The following is a 12,642-nucleotide window of genomic DNA, read 5'->3' on the forward strand; positions in this document are numbered from 1 at the left end:
TCAATAACCACACAAAACAAATAATCCATTGGTTAAAACCAACGGCAATTTAAAAAACAACCTAATAATCTAGGGCTTTGTTTTCAGCGTGACTTATTAAATCTTGTAGTTTTTTTTTACACCTAACTCACTAAGGATAACCAAACAAACACATAACTCATCACTGATTAGACAGATTCGTCATCGCGAAGAAGTGGATTCAGACGGGTTATGTGCTAAACTTTAAACATTTCATCTGACAGTCCAAAAATCTAATAAATCCAAAAAAAACCAAATATAACCTCCATAGCCCTGATGGAAGTGAAAATCCTTTTTCTTTTTTCTTTAAAAAGGAAAAGATTGAAGCAAACAGCAGGAACTTTACCTACTAAAAATAAATAAATCGCTCGCTTCAAAAAAAAAATCTTGTATTATACCAATAAGTTTAGGTAAATTTGCACTTTATTTTTAGAAAGTGCAGAAAGAAATTATTGTTATTATTGGTGGCCCAGGTACGGGAAAGTCTACAATTATTGATGGTTTAGTAGCCGATGGATATTGCTGTTATCCCGAAATTTCTAGACAAGTAACCCTTGAGGCTCAAAAAGAAGGAATCGAACAACTGTTTCTTGAAAAACCCTTGTTATTTAGTGAAAAGCTACTGGAGGGAAGGATAAAACAATTCGAAAATGCTAAAGCAGAACCAGCGGAAGTAGTTTTTATTGATAGAGGAATTCCTGATGTTGTGGCTTATATGGACTACATAGGCGATAATTACCCTGAACACTTTAAAGAAGCATGCGAAGTTTGCAAATATTCTAAAATTTTTCTACTTCCGCCTTGGGAAGAAATCTACAAGAGTGACGGTGAACGTTACGAAAACTTCGAACAAGCAAAAACGATCTACAATCATCTAGTGGAAACGTACAAAAAATATGGCTACGAACTAATTGAAGTTCCTAAAGACACAGTAACTAACCGAATTCTTTATATCTTAGATAAAATTTAGTCGGAGTTTTTAAGGTTGGTAAAACTAGAAGCTGCTTTCTAAATTGTTAACTTTAATTCTGACAAATGCAAGAAGCATTAGCAATTCTTCAAAAATACTGGAAACATGATCGTTTCCGTCCTTTACAAAACGAAATCATCGATTCCGTTTTAGAAGGGCAAGATACTTTTGCCTTATTACCAACAGGTGGAGGAAAATCAATTTGTTTTCAGGTTCCATCAATGATGAAAGAAGGAATCTGCCTTGTGATTTCGCCTTTGATTGCCTTAATGAAAGATCAGGTTGCTAATTTGCAAAAACGCGACATTAAAGCAATTGCTCTTACCGGTGGAATTAATACGGAAGAAATTATTAATCTTCTGGACAATTGCCAGTTTGGGAATTATAAATTCCTTTACTTATCTCCTGAACGACTTCAATCGGACTGGATTCTTGATCGTGTAAAGAACTTACCTATAAATTTTATTGCCATAGACGAGGCACATTGTGTTTCGCAATGGGGGCATGACTTCCGACCTGCTTATCTTAAAATTTCTGAACTTAAAAAATTTTTTCCTAAGATTCCTTTTCTCGCTTTGACTGCTACAGCAACTCCAAGAGTTATAGAAGATATCAAAACTGAATTGGGATTAAAAGATACAAAACTTTTCCAGCAATCATTTGCCAGAGAAAACATTGCCTACATGGTTTTTGAAGTTGAAGACAAGCTATATAGAACAGAACAGATTTTAAAAAAAAATCCACAACCTTCTATTATATATGTACGCAATCGAAAATCTTGTCTAACTATTTCGGCTCAATTAGAATCTTTAGGATTTAAGGCTACTTACTATCACGGTGGTCTTACTACTAAAGAAAAAGATAAAAACATGCAATTGTGGATGACTGAAAAGGCGCAAGTTATTGTTGCCACTAATGCATTTGGAATGGGAATTGACAAACCCAATGTTAAAACTGTAATTCACACTCAATTACCCGAAAATATAGAAAACTATTATCAGGAATCTGGGCGTGCTGGGCGTAATGGAGAAAAATCTTTCTCAGTTTTACTTACCAGTGCTTCTGATACTGCTAATGCCGAAAGTCAGTTTATTCAAAATTTGGCCGACAAAAAGTTTTTAACTGCGATGTATATTAAACTTTGTAATTATTTCCGAATTGCCTACGGTGAAGGAATCGATGAAGAGTTTTCTTTTAATCTGAATCGTTTTTGTCATAAATACGATTTTCCCACTTTAAAAACTTACAATGCATTACAGTTTTTAGACAGACAAGGCATCATTACTTTATCACAAGGTTTTTCTGAAAAAATAACCATGCAATTTCTAATAGAGTCTAAAGAAGTTATTCGATATATAAGTATGAATCCAAATGACGAGGAAATTATTCTCGCCATTTTACGAACTTATCCTGGCATCTATGAAATGAAGACTCCATTTAACCTTCAACTTATTGCCAAAAAATCCAGCAGTTCAGAAGCTGAAGTACATACCGTTTTGCAAAAACTAAAAGAAAAAGAAATTATAGAATATAATAGCAAGAACAACGATGCGACTATATTATTTAATGAAATTCGCGAGGATGCACTCACAATTAATAGAATTGCAAAATATCTTGAAAAACAAAACAATCTGAAAAAAGACCAACTAAAATCGGTTTTGGATTACGTTAATGAACATAAAACATGTAAAAGCAAACTGATTCTAGAGTATTTTGGAGAAAAAACAACTACTGATTGTGGTATTTGCTCCTATTGCATTACCAAGAAAGCCAAAAAATCAAAAAACTCTATTGCACAAGACATTCTAGATTTATTAAAAAACGAAGAGTTAAGCTCCAGAGACATACAGACTCGAACTAATAGTACCGCTGATGACGTTGTTCATACATTACAAGAATTATTAGAAGAGAATCACATTATAATAAAACCGAATAATAAATACACTTTAAAATCATAATGGAAAAATTAAGAATCATATTTATGGGGACTCCCGAATTTGCTGTTGGAATTCTGGACACTATAATAAAGAACAATTATAATGTTGTTGGTGTTATTACTGCAGCAGACAAACCAGCTGGTCGTGGTCAAAAAATAAAATATTCGGCTGTAAAAGAATATGCATTAGCTAATAATCTTAATTTATTACAACCTACTAATTTAAAAGACGAAGTCTTTTTATCTGAATTAAAAGCCCTGAATGCTAATTTACAAATTGTAGTAGCTTTTAGAATGCTTCCAAAAGTTGTATGGGAGATGCCTTCACTAGGAACTTTTAATCTTCATGCTTCCCTACTTCCTAATTACCGTGGTGCAGCCCCTATTAACTGGGCTATAATAAATGGAGAAACAAAAACTGGTGTTACTACCTTTTTTATAGATGATAAAATCGATACTGGAGCTATGATACTTAGTTCTGAAATAGAAATTGAACCTTCCGAAAACGCAGGACAACTTCATGACCGATTAATGCATTTAGGAAGCAAAACTGTTATTGAAACATTACAAGCAATTGAAGCTGGAAATGTAACTACAATAATTCAGGAAGAATCTGCAGAAATTAAAACTGCCTACAAGCTAAACAAGGAAAATTGCAAGATTGACTGGACAAAACCAGCATCAACAATCAATAATTTAATAAGAGGATTAAGTCCTTATCCAGCTTCTTGGTGTTTCTTAAAAGACCAAAGTGAAGAATTAAGCATAAAAATATATGAAGCAAAGCCTATTTTCGAAACGCATGATCTTCCAATTGGTAGCCTAATTAGCACCAAAAAGGAGATTAAAATTGCAGTTGCTGATGGTTATATTCAATTATTGAGTTTGCAATTACCAGGGAAAAAACGAATGACCGTTGCAGAATTGCTAAATGGGATCACTTTTTCTGACAAGGCAAAAGTGTACTAACATCAACAAAATAAGGCTACTTACTAAATTTAGTGATGTTTTTAGGTGGTTTTATGAACAAAAAAAGCAAGTTATTAACAATTCAAACTAAAATTAAACAAAACGCTTGCAAGGAACGTATTTCCTACTAAATTTGTGTATTGACAATTTTTTTTAACCAACAATTAATAACTAATTATTATGAACAAATCAGAATTAATCGATGCTATTGCTGCTGATGCAGGAATTACAAAAGCTGCAGCAAAATTAGCTTTAGAATCATTTTTAGGAAACGTAGGTGCAACTTTGAAAAAAGGTGGGAGAGTATCATTGGTAGGTTTTGGATCATGGTCAGTATCAGCTAGAGCTGCTAGAGACGGAAGAAACCCTCAGACTGGAAAAACTATTCAAATTGCAGCTAAGAATGTTGTAAAATTTAAAGCAGGAGCTGAATTAGAAAGTGCAGTTAACTAATAACAAGTTACATACGCTTTTAATATAATTAAAACCTTCCATATGGAGGGTTTTTTTTTGCTCTTTGACGATTTTATTTACGATTTTAAAAAATTTATTCTTAAATTTAATAAAAATTGTAACGATATGATTTCAGAAAAATTAAAAAAAGGACACCTACTTATTGCTGAGCCTTCTATAATTGGAGACTTATCATTTAATAGATCAGTGATCTTATTAGCAGATCACAACGAAGAAGGCTCGATAGGTTTCATCATAAATAAGCCACTAAAATACACCATTAATGACTTAATTCCAGAAATCCAGGCCACATTCAGAATCTATAATGGTGGTCCAGTAGAGCAGGATAATCTTTATTTCATCCATAATATACCCGATTTAATCCCAAATAGTATTGAGATTTCAAACGGAATATATTGGGGAGGAGATTTTGAATCCACAAAAGACCTAATTAACAGCGGTGCAATCAACAAGAACAACATACGTTTCTTTTTGGGTTACACTGGCTGGGATGAACATCAATTAGAAACAGAAATGCAGAATAATTCCTGGATTATAGCTGATAATAATTATAAAAATAAAATTATCGGAAAATCACCAACACATTTTTGGAAACAACAAATTATCGAACTAGGAGGAGATTATCTCATTTGGTCTAATGCACCAGAGAATCCGTACCTCAACTAATATTTAAGCAATACTTTCATTAAGTTTTTGCGTTAACACCCCTGATAATTTAGTTGTAAACTCTTTTTTACGGTATTTAGTTATTGGCTGAATTCCTTTTATCACATTAGTAAGAAACAATTCGTCGGCTTTTTGTAAATCAAACGGCGATATTGGTTCTTCTACAACTTCTATGTCACTTAGTTTTTTGGCTAATGCTAGTATTTGCTTACGCATTACTCCATTTAAACATCCTTCAGATACTGGTGGCGTAATTAACTTATTACCTAACAGCATAAACAAATTCCCTTGTAATGCTTCAACAACATTCTTACTATCGTTTAGTAAAATACAATTATCCAGTCCGTTTTCGTTTGCAAAAATACTTCCTGTAACATTTATAATTTTGTTAGTTGTCTTAATTGATGACAATAATTGCTTGGTAACATAAAAATCTTTGTACAAATCAACTTCATATTGATTCTCGCTTACTTGATATTCTTTATTATCTAAGGCAATTGCATGAATTAAGAACGAAACTGTATTATTTTGTGGCAGATAATATCCACCATCATTGCGATATACTGTAATTCTAGCTCTAGCCGAATCAGAAATTGAATTATAATTAAGCAACGAAAGTATTTGTTCTTCTAGATATTCCATTGTAAAGTTCATTGGAATCTCCATTCGAACTACTCGCATTGAAGACATTAGTCTAAAATAATGATCTTCAATAAAAAGAACTTTATTATTTACTACTTTAAAGGTTTCAAAAACACCATCTCCATATAAAAAAGCGCGATTTTGAATTAGTAAATTGTCGTCCTGTGCTACTATATTTCCGTTAAAATTAATCATAAAAAAAACCCTGAATTTTGTTCAGGGCAAATATAAGTTATAAAATAGACTTTTACTAAACTGATCCAATAAGATGTTTAAGATCGGAAATTTGATTTTCCCATAATTGTTTTGCTTCTCCAAGCTCATCTTTTTCGGCAAAATCGACTACCATAAGCGAAACATCTTTAGTTATTTCGTCTACGAGAATATGCAATTCAAAGAAATACTCTGTGTCTTTGCTGCTTTCGTCAACCCATTTGAACTTAACTTTTTCGCCCGTTTTCTTGGATGCTAAACGTGCTTTTTCCTGAGAATCATTCCAGATGAAAGTAAAAAACTCTCCACGCGAGTTTACATTATCTGCAAACCATTCAGATAGTCCTGATGGTGTAGATATATATTGATATAACAACTGCGGAGATGAATTTATAGGAAACTCGATTTCGTAACGTACTTTTAGATCCATGTGCCAGATTTAATTTTTCGGAAATATAAGAATATATCTCCGTAAAAAACAATTTTTTAAAAATATTTTTTTTTCTTCACTTTACGCTTGTCAAATCTAAATTAATTCATATATTTGCACCCGCAATGAGAGACATACTCTTACTGCCAAATGGCGAGATAGCTCAGTTGGTTAGAGCGCAGGATTCATAACCCTGAGGTCCCGAGTTCAAATCTCGGTCTCGCTACCAAAACAAACCCTTAAACAACAATTGTTTAAGGGTTTTTTATTGGGATTAAATTACGAAAATCTTTTACAGAAACTTTAAAATTGAACTATTGAAGTGTGAACGCTACAGAAATTCGAGCATAAAATGATTCTGTTATTCAATTATCTAAGTCGGAATTTGACGTGCTGTATAGGAAATAGAAGAACAATCTTTAAAACGAGTTGCATATCCAAACTTTAAAAATAGAATCCTGAAATTCGACCTTTGATTTAACTCAAATGAATTTGAAAAAAGAAATATTACTTCAGTAACAAAAAAAAAACAGTTATCGCTTATTTGATATGAAGTACTTGAGAGAATAAATCATAGCAATAATACAAGAATAGATATCCAAGGAATATTCCAAGTTTTTGAAGACAATTAAATAATTGCAACCTACTTCATCACTAATGTCAATATTTTAAAAGCAAAGCCAGAGCATAATAAAAGTTATTCCACAAAAGAAGAAGATGCAATCTTCGATTACATGCAGAATAACGCCCCTTAAATGCTCTTATTTGTAAATTTTACACCTATTATCCCCTAAAATCAGTTGAGGATTGTAGGCTAATAATAAGCGATATTGATTTAGTTGACAAAAAAATTGACTTAAAACCAAAACAACAAAACAAAAATTCAAGATATTACCTCAAATATTAATTGATGATTTACCCGATTTAAACAAATATGACAAAATACTTTTCTTTTTGGACGAAATAATGTTGGGAATTATAGAATCTGAGCATCATATTTTGCGTTTATAGAATAATAAATACGTATTAGTTTACATCATCATTTGAGCAAGCGCTTAAAAAGAGATAAATACCAAGACAAGTAATAATTTTTCATTTTGCAGATTTAGGTTAAAAAGCTTTACATAGTCCACCACGTTTTCAACAGGTAGTACTTGTGCTTTACATGATATTATTGAAAAGACAATTAAATATATAAATCAATTTATTTTACTGCAAATAATTACACGCAACGGGTTAAACTAATATTACTTACGAAAGAATACGTATATAAACGAATTTTAAAGCATTATCAATCGTTTAATAATACTCAATTTCTCTAGTCCATTTGTACAAATCGACTCCATTTACATTTTTAATAATTTCAATCCAGTTATTTTGACCGTCTAATTTGTAGGTGAAGACAATATGAGATTTATCCATTTTTCTTTTATGGTTATCCGATCTCACAGCATAATCCAGAGTTGCTATTTTATTGTTTTTGTAGAAGTATTTTTCAATTATTGATGCTTGAGAGATTTCTTTATTACAACAATATCTTTCAATCAATCTATCAAAATTATCCCTTTTAAGGTGTAAATAAGTGATAAAACTGGCTCCTCGAGAATACTCTGTAATTCCAATAATACTATCATTTTGATATTTATATATCCGTTCATTTGTTAAGACTGGATTTTGATATTTTTCATCCTCATACAAACCGAATGTTTGGCGTTTAATGAGTCTATTTTTATCATCATATTCGTTGATTAAATCTCTGTATGTTCTTCCAACTGAATCTTGCACCCCATAAGAAAAAGATTTATCATTTTCTTTTTTCCAATTATTGGGATTTTTGTACAATCTATATTTTAATTCATCATTTTCTGTATAGTGATACCTATATTCATCAATTACACCATTCTCATCATATTTTTTTAAAAGCATAATTTTCCCGTCTTTATTTTTTTTATAGGTATGAGAAAACGAGTTATAACTTAAATTCTCTCTAATGATATTTTCATCCCCATTATCTGTATAATAATAATTCTCTGTTGCTGTTGAATATTTAGAGGAATCAATTGCACTTATCAATCTCTCTTTTTTATCATAAACATATCGATAAGAATTTATAAAATCATTTTTTTTATCAAACCATATCTCATTTACTACTCTTCTTTTTTTGTCAAAATCTCGTTTGTAATTTAAATAATAGCACAATGGTGAAGAAAACCAAAGGTTACGAAAATTATAAATAGTTGATTGAGGTCCCATAAAACCGTAATGCCCGTAATCGTCATAATACATTAATTGCGGATTTTCTTTTTTAGTTAAAAAAATTACTTTTTCACTTAACCTTTTCACATTCCCATATAAACTATCCTTCAAAATTTGTGATTTTGCATTGTTAGAAATAAGCAGTAGCAACAAAATTGAGTATATTATCTTTCTTTTCATTCTATGATCTTTTTAATAGAAATCCCCAAATCTTTATGACTCGGGGATTGAATGTTTAATTTGTTTCTACTTAGTTAAAATGATTTCTTTTAAAGGCATAATTTGCTTAAATCCGCTACAATCGTTTTCATAAATTATTTCCCTTGAAGGTGAGAAAAACAAATTCATTTTTGTATTACTATTATCTTTTAAGAAATCAATCATGAGAGTACCTTTTTGTCCACACTTTGCATTTTTACCAATATAAGTTAAAAAATAAGTATTCTTTTCAATATAGTTTCCTTTGATTACATAGGGACTAGAATCTGGTAACGCCCTAGTATCTTCAATTACAATCCCATTACTATTTGTTATAAGATAACGCATTACAAGCTTATCTTCTGTAACTCTCCTAGGTTTGGTTGTAATTTTTGAAACTCTAAATTCATAGTTTTTACCATCATAAATTCCTTTCCAAGTGCCAACAAATTTGTCCAATACATTATTGATATCTTTAAAATAAGTAACACTTTCAGGAATACCATCCCTAGAAGATATATAATCAATTCTCTTTTCTATGGGTAAAATTTGTGCTTGACAGGAAAATGTAATTCCTATGAAGAATGTTAAAATCAGTATTTTTTTCATTTGCAAACAACCATTTATAAGAATATTTCAAATCCATAAATCTTTATGAATCGGGGACTTAAATGTTTTTTTTTTAATCTTCTATTCGTTCAATGCTCAATAACTTTGATTGCAACTACAGTAAGGTTACCATATTTCTCTACGTCTTCTTTTGTCCACATTAACTCTTTACCTTTAGGTCTTTCTTCATATTTCCAATCAATTGGAGTTTTTACGTAGACAAAAAGAGATACGGCATCTTCTTTACTTCCCTCATTTTTTTTTTCGTTGTTCCAATGTTCTAAATTTAAAACTAAAATAGTAGGGATTATCATTAGTAGCATCTGCAGTTTTAATTTCTGGTTTTATTTCCTTAAGAAGATTTTTTAAAGGTTTATTAATAAATTGTTGCTCATTTGTTTTTAGTTTAGAAACATCTTTTGTAGTTTGAACCATTTGTTGCGCTTTGCAGCTATAATGTACTATAGATAATAGCAGTACGAATATTTTTATTGTATTTTTCATTTGTAAATAAAGTTTTTTAAAAACGTTACTTATTTACTCTTTTCCAATAACTCTAATTCTAGTTACTGTAAGATCACCATATTTTTGAATATCATCTTTTGTCCATAGTAGTTCTTTGCCAGGAGGTCTATTTTCGTATTTCCAATCAATTGGAGTTTTTACGTAGACAAAAAGAGATACAGCATCTTCTTTACTTCCCTCATTTTTTTTTCGTTGTTCCAATGTTCTAAATTTAAAACTAAAATAGTAGGGATTATCATTAGTAGCATCTGCAGTTTTAATTTCTGGTTTTATTTCCTTAAGAAGATTTTTTAAAGGTTTATTAATAAATTGTTGCTCATTTGTTTTTAGTTTAGAAACATCTTTTGTCGTTTGAACCATTTGTTGCGCTTTGCAGCTATAACTTAGAAGCAAGAATAGAATTGCAAAGGTCTTTATTGTATTTTTCATTTATAAACAAAGTTTTTAAAACCATTAAAGTCCCCAAATTTTTACGATCTTGAGAATCTTATATATCTAGTCTTCTATTCTTTCAATAACTTTGATTCTAACTACAGTAAAGTTGCCATATTTTTCAAGGTCTTCTTTTCTCCATTGAAACTCTATTTCTTTTGATCTTTTACCAAGATTCCATTCATCCACAGGCTCTTTCACATATACAAATAAATTTATATGTTTTCTTCCTTTTACGTGTTGTTTTAGTTCTTGTGGGCTTAAAAACATAAAAGAAAAATATGATGGGGTACCTAGAGGACTCAACGTTCCAAAAGCCGTTTTTATCTCTGGTTTTATCTCCTTAAGCAGATTTTTCAACGGCTTATTAAGGAATAACTGTTCTTTTGCTTTTATTGTATAAAGGTCTTGGGGTGCTTGTACTAATTGCTGGGCTTTACAGCTATAACTTAGAAGCAAGAATAGAATTGCAAATATTTTTATTGTATTTTTCATTTATAAACAAATGTTTAAAGCGCTAGTTATTTACTCTTTACCACTAACCCTAATTCGGATTACAGTAAAATTTCCATATTTTTCTATATCTTCTTTTGTCCATAGGAATTCTTTTTCTTTTGGCCTTGCGCCATGACTCCATTCTTCAACATCTTCTTTTACATACACATATAAACCTAATATACTTGAATCTGAAGGCTTATGCTTAATTTCTTCAGGGCTTATAAATCTAAAAGAAAAGTAAGATGGATAACCTAATGTTCCGTATGCCGTTTTAATTTCTGGTTTTATTTCTTTTAATAAGTTTTTTAAAGGTTTGTTGAGAAACAGCTGTTCATTTGTCTTTAATTTATATATGTCATTAGGTGTCTGTACCATTTGCTGTGCTTTACAACTATAGGTTACCAGTAAAAATATAATTGCGAATGTTTTTAATATGTTTTTCATTTATAAACAAAGAATTTTGAAAGTATATAAATTTTAGTATTAAAAGGTTTTCTATTTAATTTTTACCAATAACTTTGATTCGAATTACTGTAAGATTACCATATTTTTTCACATCTTCTTTTGTCCATTGATATTCTTCTCCTTTAGGTCTTTTATCAAAATTCCAGTCTAAAGGTTCTTTTACATATACATATAACCCTAATATTTTATCATCTATTGATTTGCGACTCAATTCTTCACGAGTTATAAATCTAAAAGAAAAATAAGATGGGTAATCGACTGTACCTATGACAAATTTTATTTCAGGCTTTATTTCTTTCAACAGATTTTTTAAAGGGTAGTTAAGGAACTGTTGCTCATTTTCCTTTAATTTATATGCCTCGTTAGGTGTCTGTACCATTTGTTGTGCTTTGCAACCATAACTTAGAAGCAAGAATAGAATAGCGAATGTTTTTATTGTATTTTTCATTTTTTTTAAATTTATTTGTTGCAAGGTATTTTGGTATATGTTTTAGTACCATCGGGTTGGGTTGTTTCTTGTACTTTTATGGGGTTAAACTGACCATCGCTGTCTTGCCTCATTAAGGTAATGCCAGCATTATATTTATCTAAAACAGATGCTATTGCCATTGTTCTGACTTCATTTGATTCTCCTAATTTAGATCTAATAAATGATATTTGATCAAATATAAATTCTGGAAATTCAGGCGGATAAATAGGAGATATATCTGCAGGATAACTTGCTGTAAATACTTGTGCTGCTGCTAGATCTGTAACCACAATTGCATAAGTCTCTCCTTTTGTTAGAATAAAAGAAGTTGTAAAATTACTGTTTCCTGTGTTCAATGTTACGGCAGCATATATATCTCCCCCAGATACTGGGGTCTGATTTGGATGGTTATGCATAGCTCCAAAAGCACCAGCCCAAGTTGTATTTACTTTTACTTTTTCCGATGAACCATTACTCATTGGTGCCTGAGTTATATTGCCATTAGCATCTTTACCTAGTGTGATACTATGTTCAAGTCCATCTGCACTAGCTTTAATAATGTTGCTTTTAGCAGATATATAAGCAGGGCTTTTGGCATTCGCTGTTGTAGATTTGGCTGTATCGCAAGGGTTTTCAGTATTCCCTATTGAACTTGAACCACCACCCCCTCCTCCTCGAGGCGGATTTGTATATTCAGGTGGATCAACCGCACCGTATGCGGGGCCACGCGGGATAAAAGTCATAGGAGGAAACGATGGTGGTGTTGATTTAGGAGGTGTAGTTATTATAATCTCTCTAAGCGGTATTGGATAACCACCACTACCACCAGTTGGTTCTTCTTCATCAGGACAATAATAACAAGGGTCGGCTAT

The 12,642-nt window shown here is 31.2% G+C and carries 15 protein-coding genes and 1 tRNA gene; 6 read left to right on the plus strand and 10 right to left on the minus strand.

The window, feature by feature from the left end:
* The first annotated feature begins 454 nt into the window (after window positions 1-454).
* The 5 genes from LPB87_RS17370 (at window position 455) to LPB87_RS17390 (ending at window position 5,033) form a co-directional block, all read left to right on the plus strand.
* Entirely contained in the window at window positions 455-988 is a 534-nt protein-coding gene (locus tag LPB87_RS17370; protein ID WP_129539606.1) for an ATP-binding protein, read from the plus strand.
* Between the two features lie 65 nt (window positions 989-1,053).
* On the plus strand, window positions 1,054-2,946 hold the full coding sequence (locus LPB87_RS17375; protein ID WP_230728691.1) for an ATP-dependent DNA helicase RecQ: 1,893 nt from the start codon (window positions 1,054-1,056) through the stop codon (window positions 2,944-2,946).
* Complete coding sequence (gene fmt / locus LPB87_RS17380) at window positions 2,946-3,893, plus strand: methionyl-tRNA formyltransferase (protein WP_129539608.1); 948 nt, start codon at window positions 2,946-2,948, stop codon at window positions 3,891-3,893. Before LPB87_RS17375 ends, fmt begins: the two co-directional genes overlap by 1 nt.
* 180 nt (window positions 3,894-4,073) lie before the next feature.
* The gene (locus tag LPB87_RS17385; RefSeq protein WP_129539609.1) at window positions 4,074-4,346 is read left to right on the plus strand and encodes an HU family DNA-binding protein; all 273 of its coding nucleotides are present in this window, start codon (window positions 4,074-4,076) and stop codon (window positions 4,344-4,346) included.
* A gap of 126 nt (window positions 4,347-4,472) precedes the next feature.
* Complete coding sequence (locus tag LPB87_RS17390) at window positions 4,473-5,033, plus strand: YqgE/AlgH family protein (RefSeq protein WP_129539610.1); 561 nt, start codon at window positions 4,473-4,475, stop codon at window positions 5,031-5,033.
* 3 nt (window positions 5,034-5,036) lie between these two features.
* Here LPB87_RS17390 and LPB87_RS17395 read toward each other — a convergent pair whose 3' ends face one another.
* Window positions 5,037-5,870 (minus strand): aminotransferase class IV, encoded by an 834-nt coding sequence (locus LPB87_RS17395; protein ID WP_230728692.1) that lies wholly within the window; start codon window positions 5,868-5,870, stop codon window positions 5,037-5,039.
* A 55-nt stretch (window positions 5,871-5,925) separates the two neighbouring features.
* Window positions 5,926-6,318, minus strand: a complete 393-nt coding sequence (locus LPB87_RS17400) for an START-like domain-containing protein (protein ID WP_035620801.1) — start codon at window positions 6,316-6,318, stop codon at window positions 5,926-5,928.
* A gap of 152 nt (window positions 6,319-6,470) precedes the next feature.
* Here LPB87_RS17400 and LPB87_RS17405 point away from each other — a divergent pair.
* Window positions 6,471-6,547 (plus strand) — tRNA-Met (locus tag LPB87_RS17405).
* Between the two features lie 1,070 nt (window positions 6,548-7,617).
* Here the strand turns inward: LPB87_RS17405 and LPB87_RS17410 are convergent.
* From LPB87_RS17410 to LPB87_RS17445, 8 genes are all read right to left on the minus strand, one after another.
* On the minus strand, window positions 7,618-8,754 hold the full coding sequence (locus LPB87_RS17410) for a hypothetical protein (protein ID WP_230728693.1): 1,137 nt from the start codon (window positions 8,752-8,754) through the stop codon (window positions 7,618-7,620).
* Between the two features lie 66 nt (window positions 8,755-8,820).
* Window positions 8,821-9,381 (minus strand): DUF6705 family protein, encoded by a 561-nt coding sequence (locus LPB87_RS17415; RefSeq protein WP_230728694.1) that lies wholly within the window; start codon window positions 9,379-9,381, stop codon window positions 8,821-8,823.
* Window positions 9,382-9,470: 89 nt separating this feature from the next.
* Window positions 9,471-9,704: a hypothetical protein gene (locus tag LPB87_RS17420; protein ID WP_230728695.1), complete on the minus strand. Its 234-nt coding sequence runs from the start codon at window positions 9,702-9,704 to the stop codon at window positions 9,471-9,473.
* 214 nt (window positions 9,705-9,918) lie between these two features.
* The gene (locus LPB87_RS17425) at window positions 9,919-10,335 is read right to left on the minus strand and encodes a hypothetical protein (RefSeq protein WP_230728696.1); all 417 of its coding nucleotides are present in this window, start codon (window positions 10,333-10,335) and stop codon (window positions 9,919-9,921) included.
* A 66-nt stretch (window positions 10,336-10,401) separates the two neighbouring features.
* On the minus strand, window positions 10,402-10,833 hold the full coding sequence (locus LPB87_RS17430) for a hypothetical protein (RefSeq protein ID WP_230728697.1): 432 nt from the start codon (window positions 10,831-10,833) through the stop codon (window positions 10,402-10,404).
* Window positions 10,834-10,863: 30 nt separating this feature from the next.
* Complete coding sequence (locus tag LPB87_RS17435) at window positions 10,864-11,280, minus strand: hypothetical protein (RefSeq protein ID WP_230728698.1); 417 nt, start codon at window positions 11,278-11,280, stop codon at window positions 10,864-10,866.
* 55 nt (window positions 11,281-11,335) lie between these two features.
* Window positions 11,336-11,749, minus strand: a complete 414-nt coding sequence (locus tag LPB87_RS17440) for a hypothetical protein (RefSeq protein ID WP_230728699.1) — start codon at window positions 11,747-11,749, stop codon at window positions 11,336-11,338.
* An 11-nt stretch (window positions 11,750-11,760) separates the two neighbouring features.
* On the minus strand, window positions 11,761-12,642 hold an 882-nt coding region (locus LPB87_RS17445; RefSeq protein WP_230728700.1), incomplete at its 5' end, for a hypothetical protein.

It is taken from the genome of Flavobacterium sp. EDS (genome assembly GCF_020991525.1).
Lineage (GTDB): Bacteria > Bacteroidota > Bacteroidia > Flavobacteriales > Flavobacteriaceae > Flavobacterium.

What these genes read in the sequence shown, in the direction of transcription:
- LPB87_RS17440 (WP_230728699.1), bottom strand. Translation starts at nt 11,749, where the DNA reads ATGAAAAATACAATAAAAACATTCGCTATTCTATTCTTGCTTCTAAGT.
- LPB87_RS17390 (WP_129539610.1), top strand. Translation starts at nt 4,473, where the DNA reads ATGATTTCAGAAAAATTAAAAAAAGGACACCTACTTATTGCTGAGCCT.
- LPB87_RS17420 (WP_230728695.1), bottom strand. Translation starts at nt 9,704, where the DNA reads ATGCTACTAATGATAATCCCTACTATTTTAGTTTTAAATTTAGAACAT.
- fmt (WP_129539608.1), top strand. Translation starts at nt 2,946, where the DNA reads ATGGAAAAATTAAGAATCATATTTATGGGGACTCCCGAATTTGCTGTT.
- LPB87_RS17395 (WP_230728692.1), bottom strand. Translation starts at nt 5,870, where the DNA reads ATGATTAATTTTAACGGAAATATAGTAGCACAGGACGACAATTTACTA.
- LPB87_RS17435 (WP_230728698.1), bottom strand. Translation starts at nt 11,280, where the DNA reads ATGAAAAACATATTAAAAACATTCGCAATTATATTTTTACTGGTAACC.
- LPB87_RS17400 (WP_035620801.1), bottom strand. Translation starts at nt 6,318, where the DNA reads ATGGATCTAAAAGTACGTTACGAAATCGAGTTTCCTATAAATTCATCT.
- LPB87_RS17410 (WP_230728693.1), bottom strand. Translation starts at nt 8,754, where the DNA reads ATGAAAAGAAAGATAATATACTCAATTTTGTTGCTACTGCTTATTTCT.
- LPB87_RS17415 (WP_230728694.1), bottom strand. Translation starts at nt 9,381, where the DNA reads ATGAAAAAAATACTGATTTTAACATTCTTCATAGGAATTACATTTTCC.
- LPB87_RS17385 (WP_129539609.1), top strand. Translation starts at nt 4,074, where the DNA reads ATGAACAAATCAGAATTAATCGATGCTATTGCTGCTGATGCAGGAATT.
- LPB87_RS17430 (WP_230728697.1), bottom strand. Translation starts at nt 10,833, where the DNA reads ATGAAAAATACAATAAAAATATTTGCAATTCTATTCTTGCTTCTAAGT.
- LPB87_RS17425 (WP_230728696.1), bottom strand. Translation starts at nt 10,335, where the DNA reads ATGAAAAATACAATAAAGACCTTTGCAATTCTATTCTTGCTTCTAAGT.
- LPB87_RS17375 (WP_230728691.1), top strand. Translation starts at nt 1,054, where the DNA reads ATGCAAGAAGCATTAGCAATTCTTCAAAAATACTGGAAACATGATCGT.